Origin of the sequence: Paenibacillus sp. IHB B 3415, from assembly GCF_000802655.2 — a bacterium.
Classification (GTDB): Bacteria; Bacillota; Bacilli; order Paenibacillales; family Paenibacillaceae; genus Paenibacillus_AQ; species Paenibacillus_AQ phytohabitans.
The window spans coordinates 43,962-65,512 of record NZ_JUEI01000064.1; the positions used below are offsets into that span (position 1 = coordinate 43,962).

19 protein-coding genes are annotated in these 21,551 nt (G+C 53.2%); 11 read left to right on the forward strand and 8 right to left on the reverse strand.

All coding sequences use genetic code 11. The features are described 5' to 3' along the window. Window positions 1–154 precede the first annotated feature (154 nt). Window positions 155–1,612: an amidase family protein gene (locus QW71_RS25715; protein ID WP_039305896.1), complete on the forward strand. Its 1,458-nt coding sequence runs from the start codon at window positions 155–157 to the stop codon at window positions 1,610–1,612. Window positions 1,613–1,646: 34 nt separating this feature from the next. Here the strand turns inward: QW71_RS25715 and QW71_RS25720 are convergent, their stop codons facing one another. Then, a complete protein-coding gene (locus QW71_RS25720) occupies window positions 1,647–2,015 on the reverse strand; it encodes a YciI family protein (RefSeq protein WP_235441551.1) in 369 nt (122 codons plus the stop codon). Beyond that, on the reverse strand, window positions 1,981–2,538 hold the full coding sequence (locus tag QW71_RS25725) for a DUF1273 domain-containing protein (RefSeq protein WP_039305899.1): 558 nt from the start codon (window positions 2,536–2,538) through the stop codon (window positions 1,981–1,983). Before QW71_RS25725 ends, QW71_RS25720 begins: the two co-directional genes overlap by 35 nt. Window positions 2,539–2,785: 247 nt before the next feature. Here QW71_RS25725 and QW71_RS25730 point away from each other — a divergent pair, with 247 nt between their 5' ends. The 5 genes from QW71_RS25730 (at window position 2,786) to QW71_RS42270 (ending at window position 7,960) form a co-directional block, all read left to right on the forward strand. Continuing rightward, entirely contained in the window at window positions 2,786–3,517 is a 732-nt protein-coding gene (locus QW71_RS25730; RefSeq protein WP_039305902.1) for a hypothetical protein, read from the forward strand. 294 nt (window positions 3,518–3,811) lie between these two features. Then, a complete protein-coding gene (locus QW71_RS25735; RefSeq protein ID WP_039305906.1) occupies window positions 3,812–5,476 on the forward strand; it encodes a spore germination protein in 1,665 nt (554 codons plus the stop codon). 32 nt (window positions 5,477–5,508) lie between these two features. Next, window positions 5,509–6,612: a GerAB/ArcD/ProY family transporter gene (locus QW71_RS25740; protein ID WP_039305908.1), complete on the forward strand. Its 1,104-nt coding sequence runs from the start codon at window positions 5,509–5,511 to the stop codon at window positions 6,610–6,612. Continuing rightward, complete coding sequence (locus QW71_RS25745; protein ID WP_039305911.1) at window positions 6,605–7,807, forward strand: Ger(x)C family spore germination protein; 1,203 nt, start codon at window positions 6,605–6,607, stop codon at window positions 7,805–7,807. The genes QW71_RS25740 and QW71_RS25745 overlap by 8 nt, the downstream gene beginning before the upstream one ends. A gap of 33 nt (window positions 7,808–7,840) precedes the next feature. Continuing rightward, complete coding sequence (locus QW71_RS42270; RefSeq protein ID WP_373604791.1) at window positions 7,841–7,960, forward strand: Ger(x)C family spore germination C-terminal domain-containing protein; 120 nt, start codon at window positions 7,841–7,843, stop codon at window positions 7,958–7,960. 63 nt (window positions 7,961–8,023) lie between these two features. On the opposite strand, the gene QW71_RS25750 is transcribed toward QW71_RS42270, so the two are convergent. Next, entirely contained in the window at window positions 8,024–10,054 is a 2,031-nt protein-coding gene (locus QW71_RS25750; RefSeq protein WP_039305915.1) for a beta-galactosidase, read from the reverse strand. 118 nt (window positions 10,055–10,172) lie between these two features. Between QW71_RS25750 and QW71_RS25755 the strand changes: the two genes are divergently transcribed. Further along, window positions 10,173–11,009 carry a helix-turn-helix transcriptional regulator gene (locus QW71_RS25755; protein ID WP_047013977.1) on the forward strand — a complete coding sequence of 279 codons (837 nt, stop codon included), beginning with the start codon at window positions 10,173–10,175 and terminating at the stop codon, window positions 11,007–11,009. A gap of 908 nt (window positions 11,010–11,917) precedes the next feature. On the opposite strand, the gene QW71_RS25760 is transcribed toward QW71_RS25755, so the two are convergent. Continuing rightward, on the reverse strand, window positions 11,918–12,832 hold the full coding sequence (locus QW71_RS25760) for a LysR family transcriptional regulator (RefSeq protein ID WP_047013978.1): 915 nt from the start codon (window positions 12,830–12,832) through the stop codon (window positions 11,918–11,920). 153 nt (window positions 12,833–12,985) lie between these two features. Between QW71_RS25760 and QW71_RS25765 the strand changes: the two genes are divergently transcribed. After that, window positions 12,986–13,219, forward strand: coding sequence for a hypothetical protein (locus QW71_RS25765; protein ID WP_039305919.1), 234 nt, complete (start codon window positions 12,986–12,988; stop codon window positions 13,217–13,219). Between the two features lie 21 nt (window positions 13,220–13,240). On the opposite strand, the gene QW71_RS37340 is transcribed toward QW71_RS25765, so the two are convergent. The 4 genes from QW71_RS37340 to QW71_RS25785 all read right to left on the reverse strand — a co-directional run bounded on the left by QW71_RS37340 (window position 13,241) and on the right by QW71_RS25785 (window position 17,633). Continuing rightward, window positions 13,241–14,383 (reverse strand): beta-galactosidase trimerization domain-containing protein, encoded by a 1,143-nt coding sequence (locus QW71_RS37340; RefSeq protein ID WP_052770224.1) that lies wholly within the window; start codon window positions 14,381–14,383, stop codon window positions 13,241–13,243. Between the two features lie 174 nt (window positions 14,384–14,557). Further along, entirely contained in the window at window positions 14,558–15,859 is a 1,302-nt protein-coding gene (locus tag QW71_RS25775; RefSeq protein ID WP_083442725.1) for an ABC transporter substrate-binding protein, read from the reverse strand. A 58-nt stretch (window positions 15,860–15,917) separates the two neighbouring features. Further along, the gene (locus tag QW71_RS25780; RefSeq protein ID WP_039305922.1) at window positions 15,918–16,751 is read right to left on the reverse strand and encodes a carbohydrate ABC transporter permease; all 834 of its coding nucleotides are present in this window, start codon (window positions 16,749–16,751) and stop codon (window positions 15,918–15,920) included. Next, window positions 16,752–17,633 carry a carbohydrate ABC transporter permease gene (locus QW71_RS25785; RefSeq protein ID WP_039305925.1) on the reverse strand — a complete coding sequence of 294 codons (882 nt, stop codon included), beginning with the start codon at window positions 17,631–17,633 and terminating at the stop codon, window positions 16,752–16,754. Window positions 17,634–17,767: 134 nt separating this feature from the next. On the opposite strand from QW71_RS25785, the gene QW71_RS25790 reads away from it, so the two are divergent. From QW71_RS25790 to QW71_RS41505, 3 genes are all read left to right on the forward strand, one after another. Then, a complete protein-coding gene (locus QW71_RS25790) occupies window positions 17,768–19,606 on the forward strand; it encodes a sensor histidine kinase (RefSeq protein ID WP_039305928.1) in 1,839 nt (612 codons plus the stop codon). Further along, entirely contained in the window at window positions 19,603–21,264 is a 1,662-nt protein-coding gene (locus tag QW71_RS25795; RefSeq protein ID WP_039305931.1) for a helix-turn-helix domain-containing protein, read from the forward strand. Before QW71_RS25790 ends, QW71_RS25795 begins: the two co-directional genes overlap by 4 nt. 137 nt (window positions 21,265–21,401) lie before the next feature. Then, window positions 21,402–21,497 carry a YjcZ family sporulation protein gene (locus QW71_RS41505; RefSeq protein ID WP_231575287.1) on the forward strand — a complete coding sequence of 32 codons (96 nt, stop codon included), beginning with the start codon at window positions 21,402–21,404 and terminating at the stop codon, window positions 21,495–21,497. Window positions 21,498–21,551: the final 54 nt, after the last annotated feature.

Here is a 21,551-nt window from a genome sequence, read left to right on the forward strand (position 1 = left end):
AACCAAAGGAGATACGCCTCTAACATTTCTTTAAGAACTAACATGAACTGTAAGAGTAACCCGGACAGCAAAAACAACACTATGAAGACAGGGAAAACTATGGTTAGATGAAGGAGAAAACCTAAAACCTAGAGGGAAAGAAGCGTGAACCCGCATGAGTTTTGAAATCGTAGAGGCTACCCTACCGGAGATTCAGGCCGCTCTGGATTCCGGAGAAATCACTTCCAGACAATTAGTCCTTATGTATCTTGAACGCATTGCAGATCATGACAAAAACGGCCTGACGATCAATTCCGTGCTGGAGATCAATCCGGATGCGCTGTTCATCGCTGAATCCCTGGACGTGGAACGACAGCTTCAGGGGCCCCGGGGACCGCTGCACGGTATACCGGTATTGCTGAAGGACAATATCAACACAGGGGATAAAATGCATACCAGTGCGGGTTCGCTGGCTTTGGCGGATTCTTTTGCCCAGGAGGATGCCTTCATTGTTACCAGGCTGCGCGAAGCCGGGGCGATTATTATGGGCAAGGCCAACATGACGGAATTCGCCAATTTCATGACGAACGGCATGCCCTCAGGCTTCAGCTCCCGGGGCGGTCAGGTGCTTAACCCTTACAATATCTCCACGCCGACAGGCGGCTCCAGCGCCGGATCTGCAGTGGCGGTTGCCTGCAATTTCTGCGCCGTGTCCGTAGGAACGGAAACCTCGGGCTCGATCCTCAATCCCGGCAACCTTGGATCGGTCATCGGCATCAAACCTACTGTGGGAATGATCAGCCGCTCCGGCATTCTTCCGCTCTCCAATACGCAGGATACCGCCGGACCTATGGCAAGAACTGTCCGCGATGCTGTACTTCTGCTGAATGCCCTGCTTGGACAGGACAACAGCGATGCCTCAATGGGTACGAATACAGGCAGACTGCATGCGGATTATACGGTCTTCCTCGACGCAGACGGCTTGAAGGGTGCGCGCATCGGGATTCCGCGGGATTATTATTTCGAGGAGCTTACAGACGAACAGCTCGCGCTGTTCAATGCCTCAGTGGACAGAATGCGCGAGCTCGGGGCGATCATAATTGATCCGGCAGAGATTACAACTGCACGGGAGATCAGCTATTCCTCTGTGGTGCTGAATGAGTTCAAAACCTCACTTAACGCCTATTTGGCAAAACTGGGCCCGGGCGCTCCCATGCGAACCCTGAAGGATATCATTGATTTCAATCATGCCCATCCGGTAGAAACACTGAAGTTCGGGCAAGCCACCCTGCTGGATGCCGAATATACCACCTCCGGTACCCTCACGGAGCCGCAGTATCTGCGCGACCGTGCGACGGATCTGCGGCTCTGCAAGGAACTGGGTATCGACGCCACTATGCGGGAGCATCAGCTGGATGCCCTCTTATTCCCGGCTGACTTCGGCGCACGAATCACGTCAAGAGCCGGTTACCCGTCTATCGTAGTACCGTCAGGCTACACCTCAGCCGGCGCCCCCTTTGGAGTCACCTTCTCGGCACGGGCCTATGAGGAACCAGTGCTCATCCGGCTGGCTTATGCCTACGAGCAGAATTACAAGGTCCGCAAGGCGCCTTCGCTGCAGAGCTTCATCTAAATTCCCTTAAAGCCCCCTGTAAGCTGTAAGCCGCCTAATCGGCGGCTATGCCCATGTGCCTGTTGCCTTCATGGGACAGGCCCCAGGTGCGTAGTTCATAGCTGCGGATACCCGATAGTACATAGGGGTCCCGCCCGGCAATCTCTGCTGCCTCTTCACGGGAACCGGCGCGGATAATGACCATTCCGCCGGGACTGTCACTGAAGGGACCGCACAGCACCAGCTGTCCGCTGCGCTCCAGCTCCTGCAGATGTCTGACATGCGCCCGGATGATATCCATATCTCTGCGGTCCTGTGCAGTCGGGCTCAGCAATATTACATAACAAATATCCTCTTCAGCCTGCTTTTCACTCAATCTGCTCTCCTCCTCATTCGTAATCGCGCTGGCTCTCTTCGTCGGCAATGTTCTGAATCTCCTCTGCATGCATCAGATAGAGCTCATACTCATCTTCAGCGTGCAGCTTCATTGCCCGTTCTTTGGTGAACTTCGCACTGCCTTCCGCAGCATCCTCATCGTAGAACAGCAGAATCCCGTCGCTTTTGCGGAACAGCAGATCATCTCTTGCCCTGAACTGCCAGCTGCCGTCATAGGGTGCATTGCTCACAGCTCCGTAGTAGTCTGCTCCGGCAATAATACGGCGGTATTCATTCTGCTTCTCTTCCTTCCACTTCTCTTCCGGGGCAGCATGGGCTGTAATGATCCCCAGCTTCAGTCCGGGGTATTGCCGTTTCAGCTCAAGCACAACCTCGCAGGCCCATAGATCGACGCCGTATTGGCCGGGAGTGATAACCCACTCCACCCCCTCCTCTATCAGCGGAGCGAGCCGGTTGGCGAGCGCTTTTTTGATATAGGGAATACCCTGATGCTTGCTGTCGTAAATCCCGAGCTCATGCGCACGGTAGCCTGTTACCAGTAAGGTTTTCATGTGCCGCCTCTTTCCTGAACGCTTCATTCCTGTTCCCTGTCAAGTCCACTCTATTATGCATTATATAACATTTCACCAAGCGATACTTCCGGGATTGCTCCACCTAACTTTAAGCTTGCTTTCAGGAGCATCTGATATGTTGTCCTCCAGGACAGTGTTAAACCTAAGCCAAGGCTTCTTATGCCAGCTTTATACAAGGACCGGCGATGAAGTTTAGCCTTACCACACTTTTAGGAGGACAATGGATATGAAAAAACATGTGCCCTATATGCTGGCCGGCAGCCTGCTTGCTGCGATCCTGCTTGCCGGCTGCAGCTCGGATACAGCTCCGGCGGCAGCAACCTCAGGCGATGCTCAGACAGCCCAGACCCAGAGCGGCAGCAAGGCGGCTCAACCGGACGGGACTGCCAGGGCAGGCCAGAACCGGATGGACCGGGCCGGGATGAATATCGGCAAAATCAAGAGCATCAGCGGAAATACCATCACGCTCTACACCGCTGATATGCCGGCACGGCAGCAGAACGGCGGAGAGGGAACTGCGCCGGAAGGCGGGGCAGCGGCTCCCGGCAACGCGGCAGGCGGCGCCCCGGCGGTGGGGCAAGGTACTCCCCCTGAAGGCGGACAGCCCACAGACGGGGGAGGTAAAGACGCTGCGCAGGGCGGCGGACGTCAAGGCGGCGGCATGATGCAGAACTTCTCCGAAGAGACCACCGATATCACAACCGGAAGTGATACCCAGTACGTATCGGTCACCTTCAACAACGGCGCTCAGACGGAGACTGCACTTTCCCTGTCCGATCTGAAAGCCGATGACATCATCCAATATACACTGAAGACGGATACCACCGAGGCTGAGAAAATCACGCTCAGTACAGGCGGCTTCGGCGGTGGTGGAATGGGCGGCGGCGGACGGGGTCAGGGTCAAGGAAAGGCACTGGCAGGCGATGCTGAGGCAAGCGGCACGGCTACCGGCAAGTGACAGTAAGAGCCCGCCTCCAGTAGTCCGGTGACCCGGTGACCCGGTGTTCGGTAATTCCGGAGTCCGTCAGCCATCTCCCGATTCATACGGACTGTATGGCGTCCGTTACCTGGCGGAGAGGCGGCACCCGTCATTCCATTAAATTCTTATCGATAAATAAAAACCGGATGCGCTTCCACAAGAGCGCATCCGGTTTTTATTTATATTTTTTAGAGAAAATGACTAAATCTAAGCAATCTTTGGAAAACTTCATTAACACGGATTCTTAATTTCTGCGGCTGGGGGGTGATCAGATTGCTTGCTACCATTGTATCCTATATACCCGGCTGGGCAATCTTTGGTCAGGCGGGTGTTGCGCTGCTCGTTCCGCTTGTCCTCGGATACCTGTACAAAGCTTTGTACCTGCTGGTAGGGAGCGGGCGGGGGCAGGCTGGCTACGGCACCAAGACCGTTCCCCGGTCACAAGCACAGTCTGCAGCTGGGGCAAAGTCCGGCACACCGGCTTCAATCCCCTTCAGCGGCAACTATACTACCGACCTGCTCGCGGTGAAGAAGGCTATCGGTGCCAACAGTGACCTGCATATCCGGGAATTCACGATCGCGAATGGCGGAGGCCGGGGAGCGCTGATCTACGTAGACGGCATGCAGAATGACAGGATTCTTAATATGCGGATTATGCAGTTCCTGATGTACGAGATACCCGCCGGCCCGGTGTCTTCTGCAGAGATTGCCAACCAGCTGCTGCCCTTCAGCCAGCTTAATGAAGCGGACAGTGTGGAGAGCTTCAATAAATCTGTCCTCTTCGGCCACACGGCCCTGCTGATTGAAGGATTGCCCGGCGGTCTGCTGATTGAGCTGCCCGGAGGAGCCAACCGCACGATTGGGGAGCCGGTCTCTGAGGCTCTGCTGCGCGGGCCTAGACTGGGTTTCTCTGAAGTATTAAGCGAGAACACCTCCATGCTCCGGCGCCAGGGCTTCAGTGACCAGCTCGAGATGAAGACCTACCGGGCAGGCAACACCATTCAGCGGGATATAGTCCTGGCCTATATGAAGGATATCGTCAATCCCGAGCTGCTGGAGGAGGTTACGAACCGCATCCGCAAAATCGATATCGATTTCCTCGCCGAATCCGGCTATATCGAGCAGCTGATTGAAGACAACTATCTCAGCCCCTTCCAGCAGGTCCAGGATACTGAACGGCCGGACAGGGTCATTAGCGCCCTCTTGGAGGGACGGATTGCGATTCTGCTGGACGGAACACCGTTCGCACTGATTGTACCGGTTACCTTCAGTATGCTGCTGCAATCGCCGGAGGATTATTATGAGCGGTGGCTTCCCGGCACACTGCTGCGGCTGCTCCGTTTTGCATCGGCCTTCCTGGCGCTGATGGCCCCGTCCCTGTATATCTCGTTCATCTCCTTTCATCCGGGGCTGATACCGACGGAGCTGGCGATCAGCATCATTAAGACCCGGCAGGGTGTGCCTTTTCCTTCATTAATTGAAGTGCTGATTCTGGAAGTCGCCATCGAGATTCTGCGGGAAGCCGGCATCCGGCTGCCGAAGCCGATCGGCCCGGCCATGGGTATCGTCGGCGGTCTGATCATCGGGGATGCTGCAGTTCAGGCGGGCATCGTCAGCCCTTTTCTGGTCATAGTGGTTGCTGTCACGGCTATCTCGTCTTTCGCTATTCCCATGTACAGTGCGGGAATCACACTCCGGCTGCTGCGCTTCGCCGGCATGCTGTTCGCAGCAGTGCTCGGAATGTACGGCACCATTCTATTCTTCCTGCTAATCTGCTGTCATCTCACCAAGCTCAAAAGCTTCGGTGTACCTTATCTGACGCCGGTATCCCCTTTCCGGCTGAGTGATTGGAAAGATCTGTTCCTGCGTGCTCCGATGGCTCTGATGAAACGCAGACCGGTGATGATGAAAACCAAACAGGATAAACGAAAATCATAACCGCGCCTGCGCGCAAGGAGGAAGAGGACTTAATGTTCGTACGCACCGATGATAAAATCACGGCTACACAAGCGGCCGTTTTCTTGAACAACACTATTCTGGGTGCTGGTATTCTTACATTGCCGCGGAGTGTAAGCCAGACCGTCAGGACCCCGGATTCCTGGCTATCCGTCCTGCTCGGCGGAGCCATTGTTATGCTGGTTGTAACCCTGATGGTGAAGATCAGCCAGCAATTCCCGGGCAAAACCGTATTCCAATATGCCGGACTGATTACCGGCCGGGTGATCGGCGGAGCACTATGCCTGCTTCTGATTCTCTATTTCATCGTTATTGCCGGCTTTGAGATCCGCACGCTGGCCGAGGTCACCTTGTTTTTTCTGCTGGAGGGAACCCCCATCTGGGCAGTCATCCTTCCTTTTCTCTGGCTCAGCACCTATCTGGTCTACGGAGGCATTAACTCTATTGCCCGGGCCTTTACGATTGTGTTCCCGATTAGCATTATGATACTGCTCATTTCCTTTATACTCAGCGTACGGCTGTTTGATATCAACCATCTGCGTCCCGTACTGGGCAACGGATTGCCTCCTGTATTCGCAGGGTTGAAATCCACTGTGCTCGTATTCACCGGTATAGAAGTTACGATGACACTTGTAGCATTCATGGAGAAGCCCAAACTGGCGGTCAAAGCCCTGCTTGGAGGCCTCGCGGTCTCGCTGGGGCTCTATTTCCTGACCGTGGTCATGGTTATCGGGGGCATTTCCGTTAATTCCGCCATCACCAGTACCTGGCCTACCATCGATCTGATGCGCAGCTTCGAGGTGCCCGGTTTTTTCTTCGAGCGTATGGAATTCCCGTTCATGGTCATCTGGCTGATGCAGATGTTCTGCAACTTCAGCAGCTTCTTTTTCCAGTCCACGCTTGGCCTTTCACAGATCTTCAAGATTAAGGTTCATCCGATTATTTATGCTATGGTTCCCGTTCTGTTCCTATCGGCGATGCTGCCCAAATCCATGACCGACCTGTTCGCACTCGGGGATGCCATCGGCAAAATGGGGATTGTTCTGTTCCTGCTGCTGCCTGTACTGCTCTCGGTTATCTGGCTCATCCGTGTGAAGGGGCTGAAGCAGCATGTGTAGACGGAGATTCTTCCTTATGCTGTGCTGTCTGATGCTTCTCGCCACTCAGACCTCCTGCTGGAGCAGCAAGGAGATTGAAGATCTGGCGTTATATTCCGGCCTGGCGCTGGATACCGGGGAGCCCACCGTGACGGAGCAGGCGCTGGAGGATCAGGGGGCGACTTATCCCAAACGGAATACAATCACAGCCACCATACAGCTCGTTCCGGCAAATTCCGTAGGAGGGACAGGTCGTCAGAGCAGCAGTAGTAGTAGTAGCAGTGATGCTCCCTATCTGAATGTAACGGGCACAGGAGATTCTTTGCTGGAAATATTCCGCCAGTACTCGCTCCGCCTGGACCGGCCGATTATCGGGCATCACCTTAAGGTTATTGTGGTCACGACCGAGCTGCTTAAGCAGCAGAAAATAAATCAGTTAATGGACTTTGTGCTTCGTGATAATGACATCCGCCCCAGTACGATGGTGTTCTTAAGTCAAGGCCAGGCAGTGGAGACGCTGGTTTCCAAACAAAAAAATCAAATTCCCTCATTTCATATCAGGGATATGATTCATAATCAGAGACGGACAAGCAAGGTGCTGGACCCGGTCATTTTATCCAAAATGGATGCCCTGATGTATTCCAAACGAAGCTTTGCGCTGCAGAACCTGGTGACAGCCAATGGCGAAGTAGAATTCTCGGGTGCCGGTATTATTAAAGGAGATACAGGTTACTGGGTAGGAATGCTGAATCAGGAGGATACCGAATGTCTGTCCTGGCTCACCAACGAGGGCAAGACCGGGGTCATCAAAACCTACGACTGGAACAATCAGCCGATGACCTATGAAATGAAGGCCATGAAAAGTAAAATCACTGCCAACACCGACGGCGGCAATCTGGCCTTTGACGTTAAAGTCACAACGGAAGGAAGGCTCAGCGAAACCTGGAACGCCGAGGAATACCCTTCCGCCACACAGCACGCACAAAAAGCAGAAAAGCTGTTCAGGGAAAAGCTGGAGCAAATGATGCAGGCGCTGATGCAGAAGCTGCAGTCCGACTACAAGGCCGATGTCGCCGGATTCGGTGAAAGGCTCAGTATCCAAAAGCCGGCATTATGGAGAAAGTCAGAGGATCACTGGGATGATGTATTCAGCCGGACCCCCATTCATATTAATGTTGAGCTGAAGATTACGGAATTCGGCTCCTTTACCGATTAAGATGGCAAAAACGCCCCCCCCCCCAGGCTCAGTATCCAAAAGCCGGCATTATGGAGAAAGTCAGAGGATCACTGGGATGATGTATTCAGCCGGACCCCCATTCATATTAATGTTGAGCTGAAGATTACGGAATTCGGCTCCTTTACCGATTAAGATGGCAAAAACGCCGCCGCCCTAAGCGCACGGGCGGCGGCGTTGCAATATGCATTCTTGAATTTACTGTTTATCCGACAGAATCATTACTCCGCGGCCCGGAACTACAGTGGAACCGCTGCATTTCTTGCCTGTCAGCAGATCTGTCCGCTCGCCGGTGCCGATATCTGCACTAAGCTCCTCTGCGGAATGATTCAGCAGGAACAGGTAGGATACGCCTTCCTTCACCCGCTGAACGGATTCTATGCCTTCCGGCGCGCTCACCAGCGGGGCAATGCCGTTCTCTGCGCTCACCGTAGCCAGGAATGCGCGCAGGAATGCAGCATCGGGACTGGTGGCTACATAATAGGCTTTGCCTTCGCCGAAGCGGTTCACCGTCAGTGCCGGCATCCCCTTATAGAAGTCAGTGCCGTACTGTGCAAGCACTTCCGCACCCTCGGAATGAATCAGATCGCAGAGCAGACCACAGGAATAGGAACGGTTAAGCTGACCCCATTCCTGGTTCATCACGATTTCATTGCGCATATCCGGCAGCAGGGCATCAATCTCTTCTGCCCAGATACCCAGAACCTTGCGCAGCTCGCCAGGGTAGCCTCCAACGGTAACCAGATCGTTCTCGTTAACGATACCGCTGAAATAGGTTGTAATGAACGTTCCGCCCGCTTGAACGAAAGCTTCAACCTTCGCCGCAAATCCCGGCTTGATCATATACAGGACCGGTGCAATTACAACCTTGTACTTCGTTAAGTCCTCTTCTACGCCAATCATATCCGCTTCAATATTCTGCTGATACAGTGCATCATAATAGCTGTGAATTTCCTTCACATAATCCAGTGCCACGGTCGGGCCGCTGGAGAGATCAAGCGCCCAGCGGTTCTCCCAGTCATAAATAATCCCGATCTGTGCTGCACTGCGTGCATCCAGCAGCTCATCGCCCAGCTGCTCCAGCTCCCGGCCAAGCTCGGCACATTCACGGAATACCCGGGTATGCTCATGTCCCACATGCTCAATGACCGCACCGTGATACTTCTCGCACGCACCGATAGACCGGCGCAGCTGGAAGAACAGCACCGTGTCCGCGCCGCGCGCCACCGCCTGATAGCTCCACAGGCGCATCACGCCCGGACGCCTCACGGAATTGTAAGGCATCCAGTTCTGCTGGCTTGGCGTCTGCTCCATCAGCATGAACGGCTGGCCGTTCTTCAGCCCGCGCATAAGGTCATGCGTCATAGCTGTATGGCTGACCGGTGTATCCAGCGCCGGATAGTTGTCCCAGGAGATAACATCCATATATTTGGCCCATTCGAAATAGTCCAGCTCCGGATAGAAGCCCATCAGGTTAGTCGTAATGGGAATATTCTTGCTGTGTTCCCTGATTGCCGCATGCTCAAGCTTATAGCACTCCAGCAGGCTGTGGGACATGAATCTGCGGTAATCCAGCGAAATCCCCTGGAAGTTGGTCCGGTTGCCGTTCCACTCTTCACTGAGCTCGTTCGGGACTACAATCTCTTCCCAGTCATAGAAGGTATGGCCCCAGAACCGGGTATTCCAGGCTTTGTTCAGCGCATCAAGCGATCCGTAACGCTCCTTCAGCCAGATGCGGAAGGCCGCTTCAGACTGCTCGGAATAATCATATCCGCCGTATTCATTGGAGATATGCCAGATCAGCAGCGCCGGATGATCCTTGTAGCGTTCCGCCAGCCTGCCGGCCAGCCGTGCAGCATATCCGCGGTACACCGGGCTGTTCGGATTGGAGTTGTGGCGTCCGCCGAATTTGCGCTTTCTGCCCTGGACATCCACCCGTGTAACCTCAGGATAGCGGTGGGCCATCCAGGCCGGATGCGCACCGGTCGCGGTAGCCAGGCACACATAGGTTCCATTCTTATATAGACGGTCGATTAATGCATCCAGACCGCTGAAATCGTACGTATCCTCAGACGGCTGAAGCGTTGCCCAGTTGAACACATTAATCGTAGCAACATCGATTCCGGCAAGCTTGAACATCCGTTCATCCTCTGCCCATACCGGGGCATCCCACTGCTCAGGGTTATAATCTCCACCATACCAAACCTTGGGTAATTTCTCGTTGATCACATTTCGCACATCCTTTATAGTATAAGTATATTCTTATTCTAATCACTAATCTTACCGCTTTAAATATAAAATAAAAAACAACACATATAATAATATGGAACAACAGGAGTTGACATTTATGCTAGAAGGTACCGTGCGCAGAATCGTGTTCGCCCAGGAGAGCGGGCAGCAGCTTCCGATCACCCTGGATAGTATGGGCTATAATCCCGATCAGGAGAAAGTCTCCCGCCCCCAAGGCTATCATACCTACCACTGGCTGCAAACCGCGTACGGTGAAGGCATCATTCATTTCGACAACAAAAAAATAACACTCGCCGAAGGCAGCGGCATTCTCCTTATGCCAGGTATGCCGCACGGCTATGAATCCCTCTCTTCCGAGGTATGGTGCACCTATTATCTCACCTTCGGCGGGACTTCAGCCCGGCATATTCTGGATTCGCTCGCGATGAATACCAATCTCCTCTACCGCTGGGAGAATGAATCGCCGCTCCGCCATATGCTGAAGGAAATGCTGGACCGCCATGACACTTCCGGAGACATGTTCAACCTGGGTGAATCGACCGACGCCTACCGTTTCCTGCTGACGCTGAACAAGTACGGGCAGCTGCACAATAACACAGCGATCTCCCGCAATGTGGACAAGCTGCAGCCGCTGCTGAAATGGATGGACAGCCACTACGGCGATCCGGAGGTCGGTCTCTATGATCTCGCGGCCCAGCTAGATGTATCGGGGCGTTATCTGAACAGCCTGTTTCTGCAGACGTTCGGCCTCTCCCCTTATGCCTATTTCGTCCGGCTGCGTATCCGCAAGAGCAAGGAACTGCTTGTCACAAAGCCCGCTCTTACGGTAAAAGCGATCTCACAGCGCGTCGGCTTCCGCGATGTCAGCCACTTCGTGGCTACTTTCCGCAAGCAGTCGGCGATTACGCCGGAGCAGTTCAGGAAGCTGCATTAATTCTCCCGCCCAATCCGGGACAAGCACTTTGGTTATATGATTTATCTGGCCTGATTTCGGTACCGCATCCCTTCCAGACTGACAGCCCCCAGATTTTCAGTTTCTCCTTACTCTCATAGCGAAAAAAGCTTCTGTCCGGCTTTATACGTCCACGTATCTCCGGCTTCGTCGTATGTCCAGTTCTCTATCTTCCCCATATCCCGCGTCGCAAGTTCAAGTTCAGTGATAGTTGTATTCTGTACAATTAAAAACAGCGAAAAGGTATGCTTGTCTCTTATAACTGTAGTCTGTACAACTATATTTGCCCGATTGGTGAAAATGAAGGTTCAAATGGCCGTTTAATTGTACGAAATACAACTAAACGGATAATCGGTTGTAAATCAGACGATTTAGTTGTACGAAGTGCAATTAAGCATATCTCACCCCATACCGTAATCGGGTCACTGTAAACGATTGGGCGGGACGAATAGGTGCGCCGGGTATAGGCGTAGATGATGACTTTGGTGAGCCTTTCAGGAGGGTAGCTGTCGCGGCCGCCACCGGGAATAGGCAACGTCAAAGAGGGTGTCGTTCAGCCGGTTGACGGCTGCACTCACTATACGAACGAGGTGGTTCAAAGGTGAGTCCCCTGAAAGCTTTCCGTAGGAAAGCTCATTTCGAAAGCATTCGCAGGCTCCGGATTGTCTCCGCTAAGTGAAATGAAAAAAAATCTGGAGAGCACAGCGCCCCAAACAACGGTCCGTTCGCACAGCGTCCATCCAAGTGCTCACGTTGATCCTGCTTAAAAACAGAGGGCTATCCCAAGCAGCCAATATATGGCTTTTGGGACAGCCCCAAGAAAGATAAAGGAACACCTTGCCCACAATCTCCAGAAGGATGGACCAGGTACATGCGGTATGCTTCGTCTGTCACTTAACAGCTCTGCCGCTGTCCGCCGTCATATCTGCCCCGCTCACCGCTTCAGGCAGCCCTGCCTTAAGCTCTTCTATAAACTCGCGGAAGGCGCTCGTCATATAGAGGTCGCGCCGCCGGATGAACACTGTCGGAACCTCCGCATACTTCTCCGGGAACGGATAAATCCGGATTCCTTCCGTTACATTCATCCGGGTGAAATAGGATAAAGGCAGAACCGCATAGCCAATTCCCGCTTTCACGCAGCCGAGGAGTCCCTCCATCGTCCCGAATTCCATCACCTTGCCCAGTCGGCCGCCCTCTTCGGCGAGCCATTTCTCCAGCCTACTCCGGTACAGGCACTCTGAATTCAGCATCAGCAGTGTCTTGTCATGTACGGAGCGGATGCCCTGATACTCCATCGTATCCGGAATCACAAGGCCGATCCGCTCATGGATGAGCAGCTCCTGGACAATCTCCGGATGCTCCACCGGGCCGTCCAGAAAGGCTCCGTGCACGGTATGCTGCAGGACAGAATCAATAAGCTCCCCCGCCCGTCCAACCTGCAGATGAACTTCAACATCAGGGTAACAGACCCGGTAAGCGGACAGAATGGCAGGCAGCCGGACGGCAGCCGTCGTATCCGAGCCGACCGTAATCGAGCCTTTGGGAACCGGCGAATCCAGAACCGCCTGTTTGGCTTCGTCCAGTAGCTTAAGAATCCTGACCGTATATTCCATGAACGTCTGTCCCGCTGAAGTCAGCGTGATCCCCCGGCTATGCCGGTAAAAGAGCGGAGTCTTCAGCTCCTGCTCCAATTGCTGAATTCTGGCCGTCACATTCGACTGCACATAGTTCAGGCTTTGGGCTGCTTTAGAGATACTACCTTCTTCAGCAACCGCTTGAAATACTTTAAGAAGACCCATATCCATACCGCATCTCTCCCCCGGATCACCCATCAGCCGCAGTGATGGCCACCATCATTTCCCTTCATTATACATGATCTGCTGCGCAGATTATGATGGAAATATAAAAGAAACATGCTGCCTCAGCCGAATGGCACACACGAATAAGGAGTGATAACCATGGGAAATAAACAATGGAATTTCAAGGTCCCCGGTAACCCGGAGGGTAAAGAAATAGTTATAGCTTCGGATCAAATCACAACGGTCTATGATCTGCTGGACATGCTCCGGCAAGAAGAACCTCAGACTCCGCAGAAGGACCAGCCTGAGGGATTGAATCCTCCACAACCCAGAGCCGCGGTCATTCCCTTCATCTCGCGCATGCTGGATAAGAGACGTCATCCTTCCGCCTGAGTATCAGCTCCCCGCCAAGCTTCAGCCTTCAGTCTCCAGAATCCCTACACCATACGCCGCAAGCTCTACCGGGCCAGTCATCAGGGTACCGGTAAGAGCGCTGCGGTAAAGCTTGTCTAGCCCTACCGTCTGAGACGTCCGGCTGAGATTCAGCAGAAACAGCAGCTCTCCCTTGTCTCCTGCACGTGTGAAGGCCTGCACGCCGTCCGGCAATTGGGGGAACAGGGTAAGTCCCGCATCCTGAGCGATATCCCCCAGAAGCTTCAACCAGTATTTCTCCTCGGCATGAGTGCCGATATAATATACCCTGCCCGCCCCGAAGCGGTTCACTGTTACCGCAGGAGCACCGGCAAAGAAATCATCTGCATACCAGGCGATAGGCTCGGCCCCCTCCGGCCGCAGAATGTCGCACCACTGGCTGCATTCATACCGGGTTCCGTCAGAGCCGCGAAGCAAGTGGACCTCGCCTCCGACCGGATCGTATTCCTCCACCGTTACGCCCGCCGCCCGGGAGTACAGTCCCGGCAGCGGCTGCATTACACAGATGTTGTTCATATTCTTCACACCACTGCGGCTGGTAAGGATTACTGTTCCGCCTCCGGCCGCAAAGTCCTCCAGCAGTGCCGCAGCTGCTTCATCATGCAGATACAGGCTTGGGGCAATCACCAGCTTGTATCCCTCCAGGGGCTGCCGCCAGCCGATGACATCACAGCCGATGCCAAGCCTGGTCAGTGCCCGGTGGTACTGCTTGATATTCTCATAGTAGTCCAGCCCTTCCGCCTGGGGCTGAATCCGCAGCGCCGCCATCTGCTCATGCGAATACAGGATAGCCGCCTGGCTAATAACGCGGCTCCCCTCCAGCAGCGGAGCCAGTTGGTTCACTTCACCGCACAATTGGGCAAATTCAGCAAATCTCCGCCCGGGCACATTGCTGTGGTCGATCAGCCCGTGCCAGAACTGTTCCGCCCCGGCAGCTGCGCTTCTCCAGCGGAAATGCACCACAGTATCCGCCCCTCTGGCAATCGCCTGCCAGCTATAGGCGCGGATAAGCCCGGGATAAGGCGTCCGCCACATCGGGAACCAGCAGCCCGGCGGGCCGCTGAGCTGCTCCATGATCCAGAAATTGCGGCGTTTGATGCCTTTATGCACAGACACTTTATACATAGAGTATATCTCAGCCAGCCGCCTGTTTACCGGATAACCAAAAGAACGCCCCCGCCTCACCTCATATGCTGAGATAGACTGGAGCGTCCTGACAAATCCACTTTATCCGGTTTAGGTCCCTAGAAGGACTCTCTGTTTAGCATTACATTAGAATGATTTGCTTGCAGGTACTGGTTATTTCTTCAGCTTGTCCCAACCCGCCTGCATGCCTTTTTCCCAGCCGGCTTCATCCACTTTGCCCGCGATCAGCTCTTGGATGCTGCTCGCGAATTCTTGAGTTACACCATCAGGGAATTTCGAAGCCTGCAAACCGTAAACTTTGCCTTCTTGAACATAGTTCCATACATCTGCACCCAGAAGACCGATATCTTCAGGTGTTGCTGCAATGGTGGACAGCGCAGGGATGAACTTCCATTTTTTCACGATGTACTCTTTACCCATGTCAGAAGTTACAAGCCAGTTCAGGAAAGTCTTAGCTTCTTCCTTGGATGCGGAATCCTTGTTAACGACCAGGTTAGCCGGTACGCCTACAGACAGCTTATCGTTCATCGCAGCGTCATCGTTGATTGGCATAGGGAACATACCGATGTTCATGTCAGGAGTGATGTTGTCAACCAGAGTCTGTGCCCAGTTACCTTCCTGCATCATAGCGGTTTCGCCATTGGCGAACATAGCCAGGTGAGTGTTGGCATCTGTAGTCAGAGGATTCTTCTGGCCGTATTTCACAGTCAGGTTGAGCAGGTTGCTCCAATCCTTGAATTTCTCGTTGCCCACGATGGTGGCAGTTCCGGCATTCAGGCCGCTGATGAATTCATCTACATTATCCTGCTGTGCAAAAGCTACGCTGATGCCCTGGATCCCCAGCAGCCACCATTCCTGGTATGCATTGCCGAAAGGAATAACGTCGATCGCCTGCAGCTTTTTAGCCGCTTCTTCCAGCTCAGTGATCGTTTTTGGCGTTTCAGTGATACCGGCTTTAGCGAACAGATCCTTGTTGTATACATAACCGATACCTTCAAGGTTCATTGGCATACCGTATGTTTTGCCGTCTTTCGTCATAGGCTCAGCTGCCAAAGGAATCAGATCCTTCACCCAAGGCTGATCGGACAGATCCTCGAGCTTGTCGCCCCATAGTTCCATTTCAGCATAACCGCCGTTGGAGAAAATATCAGGAGCATCGCCGGAAGCGAATTTAGTTTTCAGGGCTGCAGCATAGTCTGCGCCGCCGCCGACAGTCTGGATGTCCAGCTTGATGTTAGGGTATTCTTTCTCGAATTCAACCTTAAGCTCGTTAAGGCCTTCTACGATTTCGGTTTTGAACTGGAAGACCTTAACCGTTTTCACTTCGCCGGAGTTGCCAGCGCTTCCATTTGATGCACTATTTGAAGCGGTATTGTTATTACCGCCGCATGCTGCAAGCACGACAGACATCAGCATGACGCTGGACAGCATCACTGCAGAGCGTTTTTTCATCATTTTTATTTCCCCCTTGAATAATTTAACTGCTTAATATGTGGAACGGGAGCCCGGTGAATTAACCCTTCACCGAGCCAGCCGCTATTCCCTCAACAATGTAACGCTGCATGAACAGATAGAAAATCACAATGGGAGCAACCCCGATAGTCAGTGCCGGAAGAGCCATATCCCACTGCTTCGTATACTGCCCGAAGAACGAGAAGGTCGCCAGCGGAATGGTCCGCAGTTCAGGTGCCTGAAGAATCAGCGATGGAAGCAGATAGTCATTCCAGATGCCTAGCGCATTCAGCACGATAATCGTCATCAGCATCGGCTTCAGCAGCGGAAGCACAATCCGGAAGAAGGCCGAGATCGGATTACAGCCATCCACGGTTGCCGCTTCTTCAATTTCCAGCGGCACGGACTTGATGAAGCCGTGGAACAGGAAGATCGCCATCGGAATACTTAGTCCCAGATTAGAGATAATCAGACCCGTGAAGGAGTTGTTCACATGCAGAATGTTAACAACCTTCAGGATCGGAATCATGATGGTCTGGAACGGAACGACCATAGCGGCTACGAACAGCAGCAGCAGAACCTGGTTGAACCGGTTGTTGGCACGCACCATGCGGTAAGCCGCCATTGCGCTGAACAGCGAGATCAGCACCACACTGATGATTGTAACAATCAGCGAGTTGCGGAAGGCCTCGGAGAACCGGGCCAGCTTCCAGGCATTAGTATAGTTCGACCACATGAAGGTCTGCGGCCAGCTGGCCGCATCGCTCAGGATCTCACCGAAGGATTTCACCGAGTTCGCCAGCAGGAAATAGAAAGGAGAGAGGAACAGAAGCGCCAGAAGAATCATAATCACTTCAATTCCGATATTCCATCTGCCTTTTGATTTAGCATTCATTTAAGCTTCTACCTCCTTGCTCTTCGTTACACGGACCTGAATCACTGTGATCAGTGCGACAATCACGAAGAATAACAACGCTTTTGCCGTACCCAGACCGTAACGGTTGTTCAGGAAGGCTTCATTGTAGATATTCATAGCAACGGATTCCGTCGATTTGAACGGCCCGCCTTTGGTCAGCGACAGGTTCAGGTCGAACATTTTGAAGGACCAGGAAATCGCCAGGAACAAGCCGATCGTCACCGCAGGCATAATCAGTGGCACGATAATGTTGCGAAGCACCTGCATCCGGGATGCGCCGTCAATCTCGGCAGCTTCGAGCACTTCTTTGGACACGTTGCTGAGCGAAGCGATGTAGATCACCATCAGATAACCGGAGGACTGCCAGACAAACACCATAACGATTGCCCAGAAGCCGGTTGTTGCGTCACCGAGCCAAGGAAGGTTGAAGAAGGACCAGCCTGTCATATCCCCCATGGTGGCGAAGCCTTTGATGAAGATGAACTGCCATATGAAACCAAGCAGCAATCCCCCGATCACATTCGGCATGAAGAAAATGGTCCGGAGCATATTGCGTGTTTTTAGAGGTTTGGTCAGCAGATAGGCCAGGAAAAAGCCCACAACATTGGTCAATACCACTCCAAGGACCGTGAATCTCACGGTGAACCAGAAGGATGACCAGAAATCGGGATCATTGGTAAAAATCATTTTAAAGTTCTCAAAGCCGACCCAGCTAACATTACCCGATACGCCGTTCCAGTCTGTGAAGGAGTAGTACATCCCCATCAGGAAAGGAATAATTGTGATCAAGGTAAAAAACAATAATGCCGGGCCAACGAAAAATACCTGTTGACCTAATTGGGACAACTTATTGCCGCGCATTTAATGGTCCCCCTTTCTTTTACTCACTCACTTGTTTATGATCTAAACATATTATCTGTTTTTTGCAGAGCACCTTACACCTACGCAAGTGATCTTTAAGGTGTAAAATATTGATCGGATGTGACTAGCACCTCATGAAATGGAACAGTATCCGCACGAAACTGATCGTTTTTCTACTCCTGCCTACATTAATCTGTATTATGGCTACTATGTTCGTCAGCTATTCCTATACGACCAACTCCCTGAGAACCCGGGCGGTCGATGAGAATAAGAATCTGCTCTATCAGGGCTACAAGAACATTAACAGTCTGATCGGGGAGATCAACCGCCTGTCGCTAAGTGTGTACTCAGACTCGGAATTCTACCGGCTGCTGGAAGCGGGGCACGACGATCTGTCCTCCGATATCGCAATTTACAACTCACTCAGTTACATTTCCACCTCGCTGCCCAATATCTCACAGGTGTACTTATACGGTGTCAAAGACGGTAAATCTACACTGATTACCGATAATACAACGCCCAAGCGCTGGCTGGAAAACCTGCCATACCAGGAGTCCAATATTACAGGAGCCTCTCCGGTTGAGGTACAGAGTACCCATACCAGCAACGCCTACGGGCTAAAGCTGCCGTTAACGCAGTTCGTGCCGGAGCCTGTTTTTACGATGCACCGCAGAATTGAGCGTATTCCTTCCTCTGAAGCACTCGGCTATCTCTCGATTGATGTCAAGCTGGCAGCTCTTGGTGATATAGTAGACCAGCTGTACGACCAGGATCAGGAAACCATCTATCTGGTAGACAGCGCCGGAAGACTGGTGTACGGGCCTGACGCCGGCACTTTCGGCAAACCGCTGGATGCTGCGTGGTACAATAAGCAAATAGCTGACAGCACGGGGATCCAAGGGTATTTTGAGCAGGACAACTCTGTGTTCATATATCAAAAAGTCGAAAGCATCGGCCTCAGCTGGACGCTTGTCAAGCAGATCCCTGTCTCCTATCTGTTCCGCGAAGCCAAAGAGGCTGCCGGCATCAACCTGCTGCTGCTCTTCGTGCTGATGACCATGATCATCGCGCTGACGATTCTCATCTCCTTCCGGATAACGGCCCCCATCAAGCAGCTGACCCGGTACATGAATCAGGTCCAGACCGGTAACCTGGAGATTGATATCCGCCCGGCGGGAAAAGATGAGATCGGTGTAGTCACGGAGCATTTCCGCAGTATGATGGACACGATCAATAATCTGATTCTGCGGGAGTACAGGCTGGAGCTGTCGAACAAAACCAATGAGCTGAGGGCGCTGCAGTCGCAGATTAACCCGCATTTCCTGAACAACACGCTTCAGATCATCGGCACGCTCGCCCTCGAGCTGAAGGTGCCGCAAATCTACGGCCTGCTCTCGGCACTGGCCAAGATGATGCGCTACAGCATGTACAATGATGAGAAGATTGTGACGATACAGAATGAGTTGGATCATGTCAAAGCCTATATTGAGCTGCAAAAGGAACGTTTTGAAAATAAGTTCAGTTTCCGCTACGATATGGAAGACTCCTTGCTGCACGCGCTGATGCCCAAAATGATCCTGCAGCCGATTGTGGAGAATTACTTCAAGCATGGGTTCAACCTCGCCCGTACAGACGGATTCATTGAGATTACAGCAGCCAGACTCAGCCCCAGCCGGATGGAAATCAGTATCCGGAACAACGGCCTCTCGATTCCGGCCGCAAGGCTGGAGACGCTGCGTAAGGAACTGCAGCAGCCAAGGGCTGTTGAAGAGCTCGACATGCTCAAGAATTCCGGTCAGGACAGCTATAGCAGACGTGATGCTCCCGGTGCGGGAATCGGCCTTGGGAATGTGCTGGCCAGGCTGCGGCTGGTTTGCGGGGATGATGCCTCGCTGACGGTGGATAATCTGCAGGCAGGCGGGGTCATCATCCAGCTTCAAATCGATATATTAGTGGAGAGTGAACGGATATGAAGGCGCTTATTGTGGATGACGAGGCAAGAGTCCGGAAGGCCGTCCGGCTGCTGGTGGACTGGGATGCGCATCAGATTGATGAGATTCTGGAAGCAGGGAACGGCAATGAAGCCATCGGGCTGATCCGCAAGGAGAAGCCGGCGCTGGTGATTATGGATATGATGATGGAGTCAGGCAGCGGCGTTGAGCTGATGACCTGGGTGGATGAATTCGCAGGCAACACCAAATTCATTGTTGTCAGCGGGCATGATGATTTCGACTTCGTGCGCCAGACCGTCCGCCACGGCGGCATTGACTATATTCTGAAGCCGATTGAAGCAGATATGATTAACACTGCGGTATCCAAGGCGGTAGCCGCCTGGCGCTCTGAAGAAGAGGAGCGCAGCCACCGTCAGCTCCAGAGCCTCCGGCTGAATGAGATCAAGCCGATCTACGGGGAGAAGCTGCTCTCCGCGCTGATTGATGATAAGGTCAATGCCGAGGCCTCGCTGCGCAGGCTGACCGGTGATGGAATCATTCCGCAGAGTGTCCAGGCTGCACGGCTGATCCTTCTGCAGACGGACAGCGGCAACAATCCGCTGCTCAAACGGTTCGGGGGCGACAGTGAGCTGATGTACTACGCCATCGTTAACATCTGCAATGAATTCCTGCAGCTGCAGCGTAAGGGCATTGCCTTCCGGTATTGGGGCGGGCCGCCGGAGATTGCCATCATTCTCTGGGATCTGGAGGAGTCTGTTGTCGAGCTGATCAGCCGGATTAATCTGGGGATCTACCGTACCCTGCAGTTCCGCATGCATTTCGGAATCAGCACCGCAGGCGCGTTCCCGGGACAGCTGCCGGCACAGCGTACAGAAGCCGCCGAAGCCCTGCTGCGGCGGAACCTGTTACGGCATGAGGATTATTGCCATTTCTCCCCGGGTGCGGCAGCCGGCGGCATGGCGGCAGACAGCCGGGAATCCGGCAACACGGAGACGGAGGCACCGCTGAACTTCGCTGATGTCCAGGAGGACTGGCGGATGGCAGTCATCAGCGGAACAGCTGAAGCCCTATCCGCTGCCGCGCAGCACTGGACCCACGAGCTCAGCCGCCGGGGTGTCGTTACCCCGCAAATGCTGAATTCGTGGAAGGCAGATGCTCTCCTGTTCCGTTCGCGGCTGGTCCGGGAAGCGCTGGGGACCCAGTCGGACAGTGTGCTGGCCGAGCTTGAGCAGGCTGATCTGCTGAGTCCTTCACCGCCGCCAAGCGGTTATTCCTTCTCCCTGTTCGCCTGGCGTGACTGGTCCTTTGCGCTGATGCAGCAGCTGTCCCAGACGCTCTCGGCCAGACAAATGAAAGAGCGGAACCCGATGACGGAAATCGTTAAATATATCGAGCAGAATTACCCGTCTGACCTCTCCCTGCAGGAGGTTGCCGGCAAATTCTATGTCAGCCGCGAGTATATCTCACGCAAATTCAAACAGGAATACGGCATCAACTTCTCCGACTACATCGGCAGTGTCCGCATTGAGAAGGCCAAGCTGCTGATGCAGAATCCCAACCTGAAGCTGGCGCAGATCTCGGAGATGGTCGGCTTCCACGACGTCAAATATTTCAGCAAAGTGTTCAAGAAGCAGGTCGGCTGCTCACCGAAGGATTTCCGGGGGCAGGCGGAGCATTAGCTCATTGAAGACATTATCCATTTCCGCTTCTATTTTTTACCCGGCTCGGAGCTTTAAATTGGCCGATGGTCTATACCCGAATGACCAAAAGTGCATATCATGGTTCTGAAAGATGATATTGCGAAGGGGGTAAGGCGATGAGCGGTTGCGGAAATGTCGGTGGACTTTTTACTTCTACCACTACAATCTTAGTCCTTTATATTCTGCTGGTGATCATTCTCAAAACATTCTAACCAATCAGAACAAAATCACCCTAACGGGTGAATAACGTTCTAGCCAGCGGTTAT